Consider the following 16,561-nt stretch of genomic DNA (forward strand, 5'->3'; position numbering starts at 1 on the left):
CTATCGCGTACTTCCTCTGACTTGCGTGGTCGTCCACCCACGACACACCACCTACTCCCTGATCAGGAGCGGTGGCGCATCCACCGGTTGAGCCCGCCCTGAGTGACCGAACGGCACGTTCGCTCCACACACCCCGGTCGAACTCGCTTCCTTCGTCCACGCGCAACGAGAAAACCCCCGACTGCTCTGGGCAGTCGGGGGTTTTTCCGTAGTGCAGGTTATCCGAAGCGACCGGAGATGTAGTCCTCGGTGGCTTTCTGGCTGGGGTTGGAGAAGATCTTCTCCGTGTCGTCGATTTCGATGAGCTGGCCGGGCTTGCCGGTGGCTTCGAGGTTGAAGAATCCGGTCTGGTCGCTGACGCGTGCGGCCTGCTGCATGTTGTGCGTCACGATGACGATGGTGAAGTCTTTCTTGAGTTCACCGATGAGGTCTTCGATGGCGAGGGTGGAGATCGGGTCGAGGGCCGAGCAGGGCTCGTCCATCAGCAGTACGTCGGGCTGGACGGCGATGGCGCGGGCGATGCACAGGCGCTGCTGCTGGCCGCCGGAGAGTCCGCCGCCTGGCTTGTCGAGGCGATCCTTGACCTCGTTCCAGAGGTTCGCACCTTTGAGGGAACGCTCGGCGATTTCGTCGAGCTCCTTCTTGCTCTTGCCGCCCTGCAGCTTGAGGCCTGCGACGACGTTGTCGCGGATGGACATCGTCGGGAACGGGTTGGGGCGCTGGAAGACCATGCCGATGGTGCGTCGCACACCGACGGGGTCGACGCCTGCGCCGTAGATGTCCTCGCCGTCGAGCAGGACGGAGCCTTCGACGCGTGCGCCGGGGGTGACCTCGTGCATGCGGTTGAGGGAGCGGAGGACTGTCGACTTACCGCAGCCGGACGGTCCGATGAAGGCGGTGACGCCGCGCGGCGGGACTGCGAGGGTGACGTTCTGCACGGCGTGGAATTTGCCGTAGTAGATGTTCACGTCTTTGAGGTCGAGACGTTTTGCCATGGTCGGCTCCTGAAGTTTCGGGGTGGGCGTGTGACGGTCAGACGTTCTTCGGCGAGAAGAACTTCGAGACCAGCTTTGCGCCGATGTTGAGCAGGGCAATGATCAGGATCAGCGTCAGGGCTGCTCCCCACATGCGCTCGGAGGTGAGCGCGCCGGTTCCTGCTTTCTGCAGGTCGACCATCATGAGCGGCAGGGACGTCTGCGGCCCGGAGAACAGGTTGAAGTTGATCGCCGTGGCGGATCCCACCAGGATCAGCACCGGTGCGGTCTCTCCCATGACGCGGGCCAGGGCGAGCATGATGCCGGTGACGATGCCGGACAGTGCCGTCGGGACGACGATCTTGGCGATGGTCTTCCACTTGGGTACGCCGAGGGCGTAGGACGCCTCACGCAGGTCCTGAGGAACGATGCGGAGCATCTCCTCGGAGGACCGCACGATGACGGGAATCATCAGCAGGACGAGAGCGAACGACACGGCGAGGCCGGACCGTTCGAAGCCGAACGTGGCGATCCACAGTGCGTAGATGAACAGGGCTGCGACGATGGACGGAACACCGGTGAGGATGTCGACCATAAAGGTGGTCAGGCGAGCCAACCGCGTACCCGCACCGTATTCGACGAGGTAGATCGCGACGAACACGCCGATCGGGATGGAGATCAGGGCGCAGAACAAGCCTTGCGTCAGGGTTCCGACGATGGCGTGGTAGGCGCCACCACCGGCGATGAACTGGGTGATGCCTGCCTGCGAGTTCTGCCACCACGTCGGGGAGACGACGGCGGAGAGCCCGCGTGAGATCACCGTGTACAGAACCCAGACCAGCGGCACGAGCGCGATGAGGACGGCCAGGCTGACGAGGACGGTGGCAGCGCCGTTCGAGAACTTGCGACGCGCACTGACGCCCTTGAACGTGGGCTCTTTGACCGGGCGATCCATGGTTGCGGTCATGGCCTAGTCCTTCTTTCCTGCGATCGCGGCGCGAGCGCCTGCGTTGACCACGAAGGTGAGTACGAAGAGCACGAGGCCTGCGGCGATGTAGGCGCCGGCCTGCAGCTGGTTGTTGAACTCGCCTGCGGCAAGGGCAATCTTGGTCGCGAACGTGCTGCCACCGTCGAACAACGTCCATCCGAAGCTCGACTGGACGCTGCGGATGATGATGTACAGGGCGATGGTCTCACCGAGGGCGCGTCCGAGGCCGAGCATCGAGCCGGAGACGAAGCCGGACTTGCCGAACGGGATGACGGTGGTGCGAACGACTTCCCAGCGAGTGGCGCCGAGGGCGAGTGCAGCCTCGATCTGTCCGCGCGGGGTCTGTACGAACACCTCGCGGGTCACTGCGGCGATGATCGGCAGGATCATCACGGCCAGCACGATGCCACCGGTGAAGATGGTGCCGCCGCCCGCGATGGACACCGAACCGGTGGAGAACAGCGGGAACCAGCTCAGGTTCTCGTTCAGCCACTCTGCGAACGGGCTGATGGCGGGAGCAAGCACGTAGAGGCCCCAGAGGCCGAACACGATCGAGGGAACCGCGGCGAGCAGGTCGATGACGTACCCGAGTGGGCCTGCGACCTTCTTCGGCGCGTAGTTGGTCAGATAGATCGCGATTCCAAGTGCCACCGGCATGGCCAGGATCAGCGCGAAGATCGACACGGTCGCGGTCACCAGGAACAGGTCGCGAATACCGAAGATCATCGCGGAGGTGTTCGAGGTGTTCCACTGGCCGTTGTAGGTCAGGAAGTTGACCGTGTTGTTCTGCAACGACGGGATCGCGCGCCACAGCAGGAACACGCCGATGGCCGCGATGAGAACGATGACGAAGACACCCGAGCCCGTGGCGAGGGTGGAGAAGATCCGGTCACCTGGGCGCGTGACGGTGCCGCCCTTGGCTTTTTTGTCGGGCAATTGCTTGGGTTCTTCCGTGTTCCGCGGCACGCCGCCCGCGGAAATGCTCGCCGCAGATGGTTCGCCGGTGATCGAGTGGGTGTCGCTCATACCGCTCACGTCTCTCGTTTGGTGGCTTAGAGAGACGGGAGTCCCACCCGGGCGCCGCGGCTGTTGCTCGCGGCGCCCGAAGCGGGGTCTCGTCTCAATTGAATCAGGCGATCGCGTTGATCGCCGTCTCGAGGCGTTCCTTGAAGGACTCGGGCAGCGGGACGTATCCGGCTTCCTCGAGGCCCTGCTGGCCTTCGTTCGCTGCGCTCAGCAGGAACGACTTGACTGCTGCGGAGGTGTCGGCGTCGTAGCCGGCGGAGCAGACGATCTCGTAGGTGGCGAGAACCAGCGGGTAGCTGTCCGCTGCGTTCGACGCGTAGAGAGCGTCGATGTCGATTGCGAGGTCGTTGCCTTCACCGGAGAACTCGGCGGTGTCGATGGCTGCGCCTGCGGTCTCGCTGGACAGCTCGACGGGTCCGTTGCCGAAGTCGACCGCGGCGGTGCCGAGGCTTTCCTGGTCGGCGAAGCCCTTCTCGACGTAGGTGATGGAACCGGGGGTGGCTGCTACGGCCTGAGCGACGCCCGAGGATCCGTTGGCGCCTTCACCGACTCCACCGGCCCAGTCCGAGCTGTGGTCGAGGGTCCATGCCTCGGGTGCGGCTGCGGAGAGGAAGCGCTGGAAGTTGTCGCTGGTGCCCGAGGAATCGGAGCGGTAGATCGGGGTGATCGGGGTGGACGGCAGGGTCGCACCCTCGTTCAGTGCGGCGATCGCCGGGTCGTTCCACGTGGTGATCTGGCCGGTGAAGATACGTGCGGCGACGTCCGGGCTGACGACGAGGTTGTCGACGCCTTCGACGTTGTAGGCAACGGCGATCGGGCCGAAGACGAGGGGGAGGTTCCATGCCGGGTTGCCCTGGCAGCGCTCGGCTGCTGCTGCGGCCTGCTCGTCCTTGATGGTCGAGTCGGAGCCGGCGAAGTCGACGAGGCCCGCGACGAACTGGGTACGGCCGTTACCGGAACCGCTGGTCGTGTACTCGACGGCCTGCCCGGCGCAGACACCGGAGTAGATGGACGTGAAGTTCGACATCGCGTTCTGCTGAGCAGACGATCCTTCACCGGTCAGAGGGGTCTTGCCCTCACACGTTGCTGCCGAGTCCGTGCCCGCAGCAGATTCGACGTTCGCGTCACTGCCACATGCGGTCAGCAGCATGGCGCCGATCGCCACTGCGCCTACGAGAGACGCGCTGCGCTTGAGCTTCACCTGTTTCCTCCGGGGAATCTTGTGCCGTGTCTCGTGTCCGCACTCGGGTCGTGCGTGTCACGAGGATCGAGGTGCCGGCCCGTTTGTCGTTCCTCGCACCGGGCGGCGTCGGCGCCGCCCGCTGGAAAAGGTAAGGGCCGCCGGTGGACGGCTACCCCCGGGTTGGTTAACGGAAGATGAACAGAGTGGGCTGTATGTCCGGTTCTACGGACGTGCGTAGGCGACGTCGGTATGGAAACGCGTGAAACCGAGTCGCTCGTAGGTGTGCACGGCGGCAGCATTGTCCGATTCGACGTACAGGAGTACGTCTCGCAAATCCCTGCCACGCAGGTAGTGCAGGCCCGCGAGCGTCAGCACTCGGCCGAGCCCTCGGCCCTGAGCCTCGGGGTCGATGCCGACGACGTAGACCTCGCCGATCTCGTCTTCCCCCGCCTCGGCGGGGTGGACCTTGGTCCAGTGGAAGCCGAGGAGCGTGTCGGTCCCTTCCTCGAACGCGAGGAACACTCCGGCCGGGTCGAACCAGGCCTCGTCACGCCGTTCGGCGATGTCCTTCTCGGTCCATCCACCCTGCTCGGGGTGCCACGAGAACGCCGCGTTGTTGACGCGGAGCAATTCCGCGTCGTCCTGATGCCCTCGATACGTCCGAAGCGAAACATTGTCCGGCACAGTGACGTCCGGCAACGCAGGCTCGGCGAGTGGACGCCTGAGCTGAAGCAACTCGCGAGCGACCGACAGCCCGAGCGTCGACGCCAATGCCCGTGCGGCATCGATGTTTCCGTGCGCCCAGATCCGGGCCCCGGCCCCGCCGTCGGCGAAGGATCGGTCGATCAACTGTGTTCCGATTCCGCGAGCGCGGAACTCCGGGTCCACCACGATCTCGGTCATCGTGGGAGATCCGGGAGCGGTGCCCGCGTACCCGACGACGCGTGAACCGGCCGTCGCGACCAGATGGGTCGTGTCGTCGCCGGATCCGACGGATTTCAGTGCCTGCTCGGACAGCGGCGCCGTGCCGTCGACCTCGGTTGCGCGTGCGGCGATCGCCCGGATCTCGTCGACGACGTCTGGCGCCATCTCCGCGGAATCGATGCGAGCGATATCGATCGAGAGAGTCATCGTCGGTCAGTTCGTACTTCCGTTTGTCGCGCCGCCCAGTGAACTGAACTCGGCGCTGTCCGATTCGTTGTCGTCGTCGCCGTCGGGAGTCGCCGGGCCTCCCTTGGAGCTACGGCTGGGTCGCACGGCCTTGTAGCCGACGTTGCGGACGGTGCCGATGAGCGACTCGTATTCGCTTCCCAGCTTGGCCCGCAGACGCCGGACGTGGACGTCGACGGTTCTGGTGCCTCCGAAGAAGTCGTATCCCCACACTTCCTGGAGCAGCTGGGCACGGGTGAAGACACGTCCCGCATGCTGGGCCAGGTATTTGAGGAGTTCGAATTCCTTGTAGGTGAGGTCCAACGGTCGACCGCGCAACCGGGCCGTGTAGGTGCCCTCGTCGATGACGAGCTCACCGAGCGTGATCTTGCCCGATGCCTCGGGACTCGCGATGCCGCCCGACCTGCCCACGAGGAGCCGCAACCGCGCGTCGATCTCGGCGGGGCCGGTCCCGGGGAGCAGGATGTCGTCGAGACCCCACTCGGAGTTGACCGCGACGAGGCCGCCTTCGGTGAGCACCGCGACCACCGGAATCGCGGAACCGGTGCTACCGAGCAGCCGGCACAGTCCGCGCGCTGCGGCGAGGTCGGTACGGGCGTCCACCAGCGCGATGTCCGCGGAACCTGCCTCGAGCAGCGAGGAGACCTCGGTCGGAGCGGGCCGCACGTGGTGAGCCAACAATGCCAAAGACGGCAGTACGGCCTCCGGGTTCGGATCGGAGGTCAGAAGCAAGAGCTCCATTCAGCCTCCATTCTTACCGCTGTCACTCAAAGACTCCTTCGCCGAGGTCGAGTCCTTGTTCAGGCAACAAGACTAACCCGTCCGACATACCTGTCGCGTGCCGCCGTGCCCGAAAGCCCCGGCGGGCATCGGTCACAATGGGCGTCATGCGCAAACTGATCATCGGACTCGTGAGCCTGCTGGCACTTGCCGTCGTCGTGGACTTCGGAGCGGCCGCGTACTCCGAGTACCGCGTCTCACGCGCAATCCGCGACGGCGGAGATCTGACCTCCGACCCACAGGTGATCGTCCACGGGTTCCCGTTCCTGACCCAGGCCGCCGACGGCAAGTATCAGAACGTGGAGATTCGAGCCCAGGACGTACCGACCGACTACGTGGAGTCGACGACCATCGAGGCCAACCTCCGCGGCGTCGCGGTACCCCTCTCCGACCTCGTCGACGGGTCGGTGGGAGCAGTGCCCGTCGACGAACTCGACGGCCGAGTGCGCATCGAGGCGACCGACCTCGGACGGTTCCTCGGTATCGTCGACCTGCAGGTTTCCGCTCCCCCCGCGGACAAGTCGGACGGCACGGGCGGGTCGGGCGGCTCCGGTATGACCACGAACGGCGGCGTCGTCCTGACCGGCACGGTGCCCGTGGGTCCGATCGAGACCAAGGTCGCCGTCCAAGCGGACCTCATCCTCGACGGTGACAGCGTCGACATCGTTGCGAGCGACTTCTACTTCGGCCCGGAGGGGAACGCCGATTTCAGCATTCCGGACTTCGCGAAGCCTGCGGTTCTCGGGCTCTTCACCAAGACCATCGACAGGCAGACGCTGCCGTTCGGGATTCTGCCGACCGATGTCTACGCCGAGGGTTCGCAGATCGTGATCGAGGGCAATGCAAAGGACGTGACCATCGATCTCGAGCAGATCGAGAAGCCATGACCGGAATCACAATTCTCGTGGTGACGCTCGTCGTCGCCACGGTTGTCGGGCTGGTCCTCCGGTATCGATCCGGCAGGGTGCAGGTCACCGAGTCGCACGGTTCGATCGATCGCCGCGAGCTGCTTCTCGACGCCGGGGCCGTGCCGGGCGCGGCAACGGTGCTGCACTTCTCGGCGGAGTGGTGCGGTCCGTGTGCTGCTGTCCGCCGGGTCGTCGACCAGGTGATCGGCGGCTCGACCGACGGAGGAACACCGCCGAGCGGGCCACGTGAACTCGAGGTCGACATCGACGCTCACCCGATGCTCGCGAAGGAAATGGGCGTCCTGTCGCTACCGACGACGTTCGTGCTCGACGCCGAGCTGGTGGAACGAGCCAGGATTTCCGGCGTTCCGAAGGCCGACGCCCTGCGTTCCGCCCTCGAGAACCTGTAGTTCTGCTGGTCCGCGACGTCCGGTAGGATGCACGGTGTGTTCACCGCCCACGAGCTGATGCTCACCAGTCGCCGCACGGTCGATCTGTGCCGACTGGGCGGTTGTTGCTGTCGCTGCCACTGATCTCACCGCCGGCCTCGTGGCCGCGCATCCATCCGGTTCGAGATCGTCGGCGAATCTTTCGTGTTCGCCGCGCCCATGCAGTTGTCTGTCATCAGCCCAGCACGCAGGAGCACGCCGTTGTCCCCAGAATCTCCATCGCCCACAGCTTCCTCCGCCGCAGTCGACCAGGTCGATGTTCGGGGGCCACGCTTCGCGGCGTGGATCACCACGGCTGTCCTGGTACTCGTTCTGGTTCTGTCCACCTTCCAGACCACCGCTGCTGCGGTGCTCCTGGCAGTACAGGCCGTCGTGTTCGCGATCGGCGCTGCGCGGGGGCCGAGGAAGAGCCCGTACGGGGCGTTCTTCGGACACCTCGTCGCGCCGCGACTCGGACCGACCACCGAACGTGAACCCGTCGCACCGCTGAAGTTCGCTCAGCTCGTCGGCTTCCTGTTCGCTGCAGTCGGCGTCCTCGGCTTCGCGCTCGGCGCTCCCCTCGTGGGAACGATCGCGACCGGCTTCGCGCTGTTCGCGGCGTTCCTCAACGCAGCCTTCGCGTTCTGCCTGGGCTGCCAGATCTATCCCCTCGTAGCGCGACTGCGGACACAATCCGCACGCGCTTGATCGCTCGACCCCTCCACCGACCGAAGTAACGCAAAAGATCGAAAGGAAACCCATGGCTCGCTCCGACGTCCTGGTCTCTGCCGACTGGGCCGAGCAGAACCTGAACGCCCCGAAGACCGTCTTCGTCGAGGTCGACGAAGACGCAAGCGCCTACGACGGCGGTCACATCGAAGGCGCAGTGAAGCTCGACTGGCGCAAGGACCTCCAGGATGCGGTTCGTCGCGACTTCCTGAACCAGGAGCAGTTCTCCGATCTGCTCTCGTCGAAGGGCATCTCCAACGACGACACGGTCGTCCTCTACGGCGGCAACAACAACTGGTTCGCTGCATACGCGTACTGGTACTTCAAGCTGTACGGCCACAAGGACGTCAAGCTCATCGACGGTGGACGCAAGAAGTGGGAACTCGACGGCCGCCCGCTGTCGAAGGACGTCGTCACCCGTGACGCCGCGCAGTACCGCGCCGAGGCTCCCGACCTGTCGATCCGCGCGTTCCGCGACGAGGTCATCGACGCGATCGGCAACAAGAACCTCGTCGACGTGCGGTCGCCCGACGAGTTCTCCGGCAAGATCCTCGCCCCCGCTCACCTCCCGCAGGAGCAGGCACAGCAGCGCGGCCACGTCCCCGGCGCCATCAACATCCCGTGGAGCACCACTGCCAACGAGGACGGCACCTTCAAGGACGACGACGCTCTCGAGGCGCTCTACAAGGAAAAGGGATACGACGACGGCAAGGCCACCATCGCCTACTGCCGCATCGGCGAGCGTTCGAGCCACACCTGGTTCGTGCTGAAGGAACTTCTCGGCAAGTCGGACGTCAAGAACTACGACGGCAGCTGGGTAGAGTACGGCTCCCTCGTCGGAGCACCCATCGAGTTGGAGGTTCACTGATCATGTGTGCTGCACCCGTTCAGGGCCAGGCCATTCCGGCAGGCGTCGACGTCGAGAAGGAAACCGTCATCACCGGTCGTGTCCTCGGAGGCGACGGGGAGCCTGTGGGCGGTGCGTTCGTGCGCCTGCTCGACGGCACCGGTGAGTTCACCGCCGAGGTCGTCGCGTCGGGGACCGGAGACTTCCGTTTCTTCGCAGCTCCCGGCAATTGGACGCTGCGAGCACTGTCGGCGTCGGGCAACGGCCAGGCCGACATCGCGCCGGAGGGCGCAGGCATCCACTCGGCGGACGTGACCGTCGGAGTCTGATCTCTCCCGTAGACCGAAAGAACCCCCGCACCGATCGGTGCGGGGGTTCTTTTCTGTGTGGTGTCAGCCGTGCGTCGTCTCGGGAACGATTTCGGTCTTCGGCTCGGTCGACGGATCCGGCACCACGCTGTACTGCGGCGGGAAGACCCCGGGGGGAACCAGATTCAGCGACTCCAGGAACGCACCCAGATCACTGTCGCGCGTGACGGTGCCCGGGGTGGGCAACGTCTGCGGATTCGGCTCACGCGCAGCCTCGGGGAGGGGCTCGGCATCCGGCGCCGGGGGTGCGTCGTCGGTGTTCTTGCGTTCGCGTTCGGACTGCGCCAGATCGGTCACCCAGGCGACGATCTTCTCGCTCTCCCATTCGCGGCCGTCGCCCGGATTGTTGTTCCAGTACAGGAGGTGCTGGAGGAAGCCGATGAAGATGTACGGCCCGACGACGACGTCGACGATGCCCTTGTTGTTCTCGACGAGTCCCTCACCCTCCTGGCGGAGCTTCTCGCGCACCTTGTCCGCACCGGGGCCGAGAGCCCAGTTGAGATCGGCGAGGAGCTGGTCGGGAGTCAACTGCTCCCAGGCCTTCTGTTCATCGACCTCGTAGAGCTGATCGGACACCTTGAGCAGAACTTCGAGCAGCGTCTCGTCGGACTCGAGCCAGTCCTTGTTGGTGGCGATGTCGACGATGGCGCGGGTGGCGATGGAGCTCACGGCCCGCGCGAAATCGGCGACGGTCTGCAGCGGGTTGAGAATCGTCAACCGCATCTGCCCGAGAATGCCGAGAGCCAACTGCAGCGCGACGATGTTGTCCGGCGCGTCGCAGGCCAGATCGTACGGTCGGCACGACCACGTCACCTTGTCGTTCAGCGTTCCGTAATCTTTGGCGGTCTGCGACTGGAAGCCACCGTCGGTCGGGCCGGGCTCGTCGAAGTTCGGCACACCCGCCGGCCGGTACGGCGCACCGATCATGACGACTCCTGCGATGTCGTCCCCGGTGACCAGTGCGTTCGGATCACGATGGCCGAGCTCCATGGAGACGCGTTCGATGACTTCACCGCCGACGCTGTAACCGAGCAGGACGAACTTGGTGTTGTCGCCGCACTTGGTCTTGTACTCGTCGAGCAGGCGGTTGGTGGAGGCGATGCCCTCTGCGACGGACTGTTGGTAGGTGTCGACGTCGGAGAGCACGCCGACGCCGTAGGTCGACGGGTACGGAACGTAGAGCCAGCCGACGGAGCCAGGGCTGTTCGCGTTCGTTTGCCCGACGGGCAGTGTGACATTTCCCACCCAGTTCGACGCCGGGGACCGCGGCTCCTCGTTCAGGGGGTCGCGGTCGGCGTCGGAGTCCGTCGCACCGGAGACTGCGAGCATCAGCACGTCCGGGCAATCCTGGGCGTAATTGTTGGGGTCGATGTTCGGTTCGTCCGAGGATCCGGAGGACGAACCACTGTCCGCAGAGCCGCTGTCCGGGGCAGCGGAGGCTGCGGCGGGAACCACCAACAGCAGGGCCGTTGCAATTGTCGCGGTAGTGAACAGCCAAGAGCCAGCACGTGATCGGCGCTGCATGTACGGGTCCTTCCCCAGAACTTCGAAACGTTTTCGACAGCCGTCAGCGCCGGATCTCGATACTCCCCCGACCCGACGCCAGAAGAAACGTACCGTGCAGAACGCGATCTGTAGAGACGGGACGTGAATCGGACCATTCCTGTGGGCGATCGTCAGTGAGAAGCCACTATTGCGGTCACGACAATGTCGGGGCGCGGTTCGATCCTGGACCTGGCTGGGGTTAAACTCGGCGACGTGGTCATCTTCTTCGAGGTACTGCTCGCCGTCGCTGCAGTCGCCATCATCGCGTTCTCGCTCTATGTCGTCTACCGCCTGGTCACCGACGAATCGTGAGTGATCGCGCCGCCGACGAATCGGACGAGACCCGGTCTGCCAACGAGGCCATCGCCGAGGCAGCCGAGAAGTTCGCGTCCTCGTCGACGCGCAACATCCCCACGCTGCCGGATCTGCCGCATCCCGAGGACACGGCGAATCTGCGGCTGGGGCCGGATCTCAATCCCGCGCTGCTCGCACTGCTGCCGCTCGTCGGCGTGTGGCGCGGCGAAGGCGAGGGCCGCGACCCGGAATCGGGCGAGGAGTACGCCTTCGGTCAGCAGATCGTCGTCTCCCACGACGGCGGCGCGTACCTGGGCTGGGAATCGCGGTCCTGGCGTCTGGACTCCGACGGCAACTACGCGCACCCCGATCTCCGCGAGACGGGCTTCTGGCGGGTCAGTGGCGGCGACGGAGAGAAGGGCACCGAGAACGAAGAGGTCATCGAACTGCTTCTGACTCACAGCACCGGCGTCGTCGAGCTGTACTACGGCCACGCACTCAACCAGTCGTCGTGGGAACTCGCTACCGATGTCGTCATCCGGTCGACGTCGGGTGCGCTCGTCGGCGGCGCGAAGCGCCTGTACGGCATCGTCGAAGGTGCGGATCTCGCCTACGTCGAGGAACGCATCGGAGCCGACGGCGAACTCGCACCGCGACTCTCCGCCCGGCTCGCCCGGTACATCGGCTGATTCACTACGGCGGCTGATTCAGTACATCGGCTGATTTCAGCCCTACACACCATGAGCATGCGAACGGCCCCCGAGCCATACCTGCGCTGATGCAGGTCTCGGTCGGACGGACCGAGAGCTCGGGGGCCGGGTAGCTGCCGTGGATTCGCTCGCCGCTCGCGCGGTAAAAGAATCCGTCAGCGGTAGCGGCTAGCTGGCAGCCACCTCACGCGTCCTAGAGTTCTTCAACTTCAGACCACCTCCTCTCTCGTGTACTCGACAACGTACGCCCGGATTTCGAGGCTCGCAAAGGGTTTTTTCGAAGTTCGGCCGACAGCGAACGCCCGAGGTCCACGACCTGGTCCGCACGGGTGTCCGGCGGCAGCTGGTGAGTGACGAGAACAACCGTTCTGTCCTCGTCGACGAGGCCGCCGTCGCGATCGAGCAACCGCCGGATCAAGTCGGAACCGGACACGTCGTCGAGATGTTCGGTCGGCTCGTCGAGCAGCAGTACCGGCGCGTCCGACAGCAGGGCGCGTGCCAGCAGTAGGCGTCGACGCTGACCGCCGGACAGAGAGGCAGCACCGGCGACGAGAGTGGTGTCGACGCCGTCCGGGAGCTGGTCCAGCCAATCCCCCAAGCCGACCTTCGTCAGCGCCGCTCGTGCCTGGTCGGCGTCGACGTCGCCTCGGACGACCCGAAGATTCTCGAGTATCGACGTCTCGAACACGTGGGCGTCCTCGGCGAAGAACCGTGCGCCCGGCAGTTCTGCATCCCCCAGTCCACCGTCCGACGGCACGAGCCCTGCCAGTTCCATGAGCAGTGTCGTCTTGCCCACGCCGCTCGGCCCGACGACGGCGATTCTGGCGGCGTCGTGCGGTCCCTGAAGCGCCGCGCCTGTGCCCACCCGCCGAGGCTCGGGCGCGTCGGCGTCGTCCAACAGCGTCGTGATGCGCGACGCGGACAGACGCGCGCGCGTCAGAGTCACCGCTGCGGCGGGCAGGACCGATGTCGCTTCGAATGCCGCCAGTGGAACCAGCACGATGATGGCCAGGGCCATGGGCGACAGGGCGCTACCGGTGCTGCCGTACAGCGAGATTCCGACGAGCAACGATCCGAGCACGGATGCGCCGATGGACAGTGGGAGAGCCGCGTCGGCGAAGGCGGTGGGCATCGATGCGCGGTCGCGGGCGGTCACCGCGGCCCGGTTGGCGGCGGAGGCGTCGGCGAGGGTTCGTGTCAGTTTGCCCGCGACTCGCAGTTCCGGTGCGTGGTCGAGCGCGCGTACCGCGATGAGGGTGAATTCGGTTCGTGCGGCGACGCCTTCGGTTTCGGTGATCAGGGCTGCGCGTGCGGCCAGGATCGGTGCGACGACCCCGGCGAGCAGCAACGCGAGAAACAGGATCAGCGCCGCGCTCGGCGAGATCAGTGCAATCAGCACGGTTGCGCTGATCATCAGGATCGCGGACACGCAGATCGGAACGAGGGCGCGTACGACGACGTCGCCCATCGCGTCGATGTCGGCGCCTACCCGTGCCATCAGATCGCCGCGGCGTAGGTCCAGAGTTGCGCGAGCATTGCCGTCGGCGAGTCGCTCGTACAGCCTGGTGCGTGCCGATGTCATTCCGCGGAGGGCGGTGTCGTGGGTGGCGAGGCGTTCGAGGTAGCGGAAGACGCCACGGGAGATGCCGAGGGCTCGCACGGCGACGACGGCGACGGTCAGGTCGAGCACCGGCGGCATCTGCCATGCTCGCGTGATCAGCCAGGCGGAGACGGCGGCGAGCGTCAGAGCGCTGCCCAGAGTCGCGACGCCGGCAGCCACGCTCGTCGCCACTCTCGCGGGCCGCAGTTCGAACAGCGCGAGTGCTCGTCGGAGATCGGTGTACATCTACGCGGCCCTCACGTTCACCACGACGTCGGCCCACGCCAGAACCGACGGCCGGTGCCCGACGACTATCACGGTCTTTCCCTGGTCGGCGATCTCGCGCAGGGCGGTGAGGACGCGTGCCTCGGCTGCGTCGTCGAGATGCGCGGTCGGTTCGTCGAGCAGCAGGACGGGTTTGTCGGTGGACAGGACCCGGGTCAGGGCGAGCCTCTGCACTTGGCCGAGGGACAGGCCGACGCCGCCGGTGCCCACTCTCGTCTCCCATCCGTCGGGTAGTTCGGCGAGGACTCGGTCGAAACCGACTGCGGCAGCGGTGTCGCCGAGCAGATCGATGGTGCTGCCGGTGAATTCCAGGTTTTCCCGCAGGGTTCCCGGTACCAGTACGGGCCGTTGCGGCAGCCAGGCGATCTGATCCCACCACGATCGCAGGTCGAGGCTGCGGGCGTCCACGTCGCCGACGACCACTCGGCCCTCGCACGGCTCGGTGAGCCCGAGCAGGATGTTCAGCGCCGTCGATTTCCCTGCACCGTTGGGTCCGGCGAGCACGGTGACGGTCCCGGGCGCGATGTCGGCCGAAAGTTCGTACGGTGCAACGGTTCCCTCGGATTCCCGTTGCCGAGTCTGTCCGCGGGCTACGCTCCTCGCGGACACCGATTCGAATCGGATTCCGGTTCCTGCGGCATCGACGACGGCCGTTCCGGATGCGGTCGGTGCCCGTCGGTCCAGGATCGCGAATGCTCTGTCGGCGGCGGCAACTCCGTCTTCCGCGGCATGGAACTGGGCTCCGACGCGACGCAACGGCACGTACACCTCCGGTGCGAGTACGAGTGCGATGATGCCTGCCTCCAACGCCATGTCGCCGAACACGAGTCGCAGTCCGATACTGACGGCGACGAGGGCAACGCACAGCGTCGCAAGCAATTCCAACACCATCGAGGACAGGAACGCGATCTTCAGTGCCCGCATCGTCGCTCGGCGGTGCGCGTCGCCGAGCGCCTGGACTCTCGCCGCCGGGCCACGCTCGCGGCCCAGTGCGCGCAGCGTCGGAAGGCCGGCGACGAGATCGAGCAGTTGCGCGGACAATCTCGTCATCGATTCGAGCGTCTTCTCCGCGCGCCCCTTGGTCAGCAATCCGATCAGGATCATGAAGATCGGGATCAGCGGGAGAGTGAAGAAGATGATCAGAGCCGACGTGAGATCCTCGGTGAGGATGACCACGAGCGTGATGGGGGTGAGTGTCGCGGCCAGCACGAGCGACGGCACGTATCCGGTCAGGTACGGCGCGAGGCCGCCGAGTGCGCGCGTCACCACGATCGCGATCGACTCGCGTTCGGAGTCCAGGTCCCGGGGATCCATGTGCGACGCCGCATCGAGGACTTCGTTCTCGATCTCCTCCACGACTCGTGACGCGGCACGGTGGCCGTACCGCGCTTGCAACCACGCCGCGAGGGTGCGAACGACGATGGCGCCCAGGAGAATCCACAGCTGCGCTGCCCAGTCGGACATCTCGCGGGCGTCGGAGGTGATGACGCCCGCGAGGACGGTGCCGAGCATCACCGCGGACACGACGACGGCCGCGGTGTCGATCAGGGCGAGTACGACGATGAGGACGAGGTACCGACGGGCGGATCGCGAGTAGCGCCACAGCCGTGGGTCCACCGGTCCGCGGCCGGCCGTGACAGTCGTACTCACTTGGAACGACCGAGCGACAATCCGATCGAATCAGGAATGTGAGCGGTGGAAATGCGCTTGCGGAACACCCAGTACGTCCAGGCCTGGTAGCCGATCACGACGGGCGCCATGAACGCTGCTGCCCAGGTCATCACCTTCAGCGTGTACGGACTCGACGACGCGTTCTCGACGGTGAGACTGAAGGCGGGATCCGTCGTCGACGGCATGACGTCGGGGAACAGTGACCCGAACAGCAGCACGACGACGGCGATGACGGCCACCGTGGTGAACACGAACGCCCACCCTTCGCGGACCTTGGCCGTCAGCGCGACCACCGCGATCAACGATGCCGCGGCGACGCCGACGAGAATCCACGTCCACGTCGTGCCGTGGGCAAGTTGGGTCCACAGGGCGAATCCGCCGCCGACGATCAGAGCTGGGATCGACAGCCGCACAGCCATTCTCACCGCATCCTCGTGGACGTCGCCGGAGGTCTTGAGCGCAATGAAGACCGCTCCGTGGAGCGCGAAGACCAGTGCCATCGTCGCGCCGCCGAGCAGCGCGTACGGACCGAGCAGGTCGAGAAGCCCGGCTGTGACCTTCTTGTTCTCGTCGATCGCCACCCCGCTGACGATATTGGCGAACGCCACTCCCCACAACACTGCGGGCACCCACGATCCGATACCGATACCCAGGTCGCACCGCCGACGCCACACCGGATCGTCGATCTTGCCGCGGTACTCGATGGCGCAGATCCGCAGGATCAACGCGACGAGAATCAGCAGCAACGGGAGGTAGAAGCCGGCGAAGAGCGTGGCGTACCACTCAGGGAAGGCCGCGAACAACGCCCCGCCCGCCGTGATGAGCCATACCTCGTTGCCGTCCCAGACCGGCCCGATCGTGTTGAGAACAGCCCTGCGCCTCTTCTCCCCCACCTCTGCATCGGCGTGACGTTCCTCAGAGTCACTCCGCGGGCTCCGCTCCCGGCCGAGGAAAGGCATGAGCATTCCGACGCCGAAGTCGAAGCCTTCGAGGACGAAGTATCCGATGAACAGGACCGCTATCGCGATGAACCAGAATTCTTGAAGTCCCATGGT

At 65.5% G+C, this 16,561-nt stretch carries 16 protein-coding genes; 6 read left to right on the plus strand and 10 right to left on the minus strand.

Features of this window, described 5'->3' with window-relative positions; translation table 11 throughout:
- Positions 1-218 precede the first annotated feature (218 nt).
- The 6 genes from pstB to CH292_RS03775 all read right to left on the minus strand — a co-directional run bounded on the left by pstB (position 219) and on the right by CH292_RS03775 (position 6,082).
- Positions 219-995, minus strand: a complete 777-nt coding sequence (gene pstB / locus CH292_RS03750) for a phosphate ABC transporter ATP-binding protein PstB (protein WP_019667346.1) — start codon at positions 993-995, stop codon at positions 219-221.
- Positions 996-1,032: 37 nt separating this feature from the next.
- Complete coding sequence (gene pstA, locus CH292_RS03755) at positions 1,033-1,941, minus strand: phosphate ABC transporter permease PstA (RefSeq protein WP_020111542.1); 909 nt, start codon at positions 1,939-1,941, stop codon at positions 1,033-1,035.
- 3 nt (positions 1,942-1,944) lie between these two features.
- A complete protein-coding gene (gene pstC / locus CH292_RS03760; RefSeq protein ID WP_020111543.1) occupies positions 1,945-2,988 on the minus strand; it encodes a phosphate ABC transporter permease subunit PstC in 1,044 nt (347 codons plus the stop codon).
- A gap of 103 nt (positions 2,989-3,091) precedes the next feature.
- Complete coding sequence (pstS, locus tag CH292_RS03765; protein ID WP_019667349.1) at positions 3,092-4,189, minus strand: phosphate ABC transporter substrate-binding protein PstS; 1,098 nt, start codon at positions 4,187-4,189, stop codon at positions 3,092-3,094.
- A 204-nt stretch (positions 4,190-4,393) separates the two neighbouring features.
- On the minus strand, positions 4,394-5,302 hold the full coding sequence (gene mshD / locus CH292_RS03770; protein ID WP_094654019.1) for a mycothiol synthase: 909 nt from the start codon (positions 5,300-5,302) through the stop codon (positions 4,394-4,396).
- 6 nt (positions 5,303-5,308) lie between these two features.
- Complete coding sequence (locus CH292_RS03775; protein ID WP_033190675.1) at positions 5,309-6,082, minus strand: response regulator transcription factor; 774 nt, start codon at positions 6,080-6,082, stop codon at positions 5,309-5,311.
- 146 nt (positions 6,083-6,228) lie between these two features.
- Between CH292_RS03775 and CH292_RS03780 the strand changes: the two genes are divergently transcribed.
- The 5 genes from CH292_RS03780 to CH292_RS03800 all read left to right on the plus strand — a co-directional run bounded on the left by CH292_RS03780 (position 6,229) and on the right by CH292_RS03800 (position 9,362).
- Entirely contained in the window at positions 6,229-7,008 is a 780-nt protein-coding gene (locus tag CH292_RS03780; protein WP_026348174.1) for an LmeA family phospholipid-binding protein, read from the plus strand.
- On the plus strand, positions 7,005-7,439 hold the full coding sequence (locus CH292_RS03785; protein WP_094654020.1) for a thioredoxin family protein: 435 nt from the start codon (positions 7,005-7,007) through the stop codon (positions 7,437-7,439). The genes CH292_RS03780 and CH292_RS03785 overlap by 4 nt, the downstream gene beginning before the upstream one ends.
- 183 nt (positions 7,440-7,622) lie before the next feature.
- A complete protein-coding gene (locus CH292_RS03790) occupies positions 7,623-8,165 on the plus strand; it encodes a DUF4395 domain-containing protein (RefSeq protein ID WP_020111546.1) in 543 nt (180 codons plus the stop codon).
- Between the two features lie 52 nt (positions 8,166-8,217).
- Positions 8,218-9,054 (plus strand): sulfurtransferase, encoded by an 837-nt coding sequence (locus tag CH292_RS03795; protein WP_019667355.1) that lies wholly within the window; start codon positions 8,218-8,220, stop codon positions 9,052-9,054.
- A gap of 2 nt (positions 9,055-9,056) precedes the next feature.
- The gene (locus CH292_RS03800) at positions 9,057-9,362 is read left to right on the plus strand and encodes a DUF1416 domain-containing protein (RefSeq protein ID WP_019667356.1); all 306 of its coding nucleotides are present in this window, start codon (positions 9,057-9,059) and stop codon (positions 9,360-9,362) included.
- Between the two features lie 63 nt (positions 9,363-9,425).
- Here the strand turns inward: CH292_RS03800 and CH292_RS03805 are convergent, their stop codons facing one another.
- Entirely contained in the window at positions 9,426-10,925 is a 1,500-nt protein-coding gene (locus CH292_RS03805; protein WP_094627338.1) for a cutinase family protein, read from the minus strand.
- A gap of 329 nt (positions 10,926-11,254) precedes the next feature.
- On the opposite strand from CH292_RS03805, the gene CH292_RS03810 reads away from it, so the two are divergent.
- Entirely contained in the window at positions 11,255-11,929 is a 675-nt protein-coding gene (locus CH292_RS03810) for an FABP family protein (RefSeq protein ID WP_019667359.1), read from the plus strand.
- Between the two features lie 214 nt (positions 11,930-12,143).
- Here CH292_RS03810 and CH292_RS03815 read toward each other — a convergent pair whose 3' ends face one another.
- From CH292_RS03815 to cydB, 3 genes are read right to left on the minus strand one after another with little or no spacing between them, the layout of a single operon-like run.
- Complete coding sequence (locus tag CH292_RS03815) at positions 12,144-13,796, minus strand: amino acid ABC transporter ATP-binding/permease protein (protein ID WP_094627337.1); 1,653 nt, start codon at positions 13,794-13,796, stop codon at positions 12,144-12,146.
- Positions 13,797-15,485 carry a thiol reductant ABC exporter subunit CydD gene (gene cydD / locus CH292_RS03820; RefSeq protein WP_020111549.1) on the minus strand — a complete coding sequence of 563 codons (1,689 nt, stop codon included), beginning with the start codon at positions 15,483-15,485 and terminating at the stop codon, positions 13,797-13,799. It lies immediately after the preceding gene.
- A complete protein-coding gene (cydB, locus tag CH292_RS03825; RefSeq protein WP_094654021.1) occupies positions 15,482-16,558 on the minus strand; it encodes a cytochrome d ubiquinol oxidase subunit II in 1,077 nt (358 codons plus the stop codon). The genes cydD and cydB overlap by 4 nt, the downstream gene beginning before the upstream one ends.
- Positions 16,559-16,561: the final 3 nt, after the last annotated feature.

This window comes from Rhodococcus sp. 14-2470-1a (genome assembly GCF_002259425.1).
GTDB lineage: Bacteria > Actinomycetota > Actinomycetes > Mycobacteriales > Mycobacteriaceae > Rhodococcoides > Rhodococcoides fascians_E.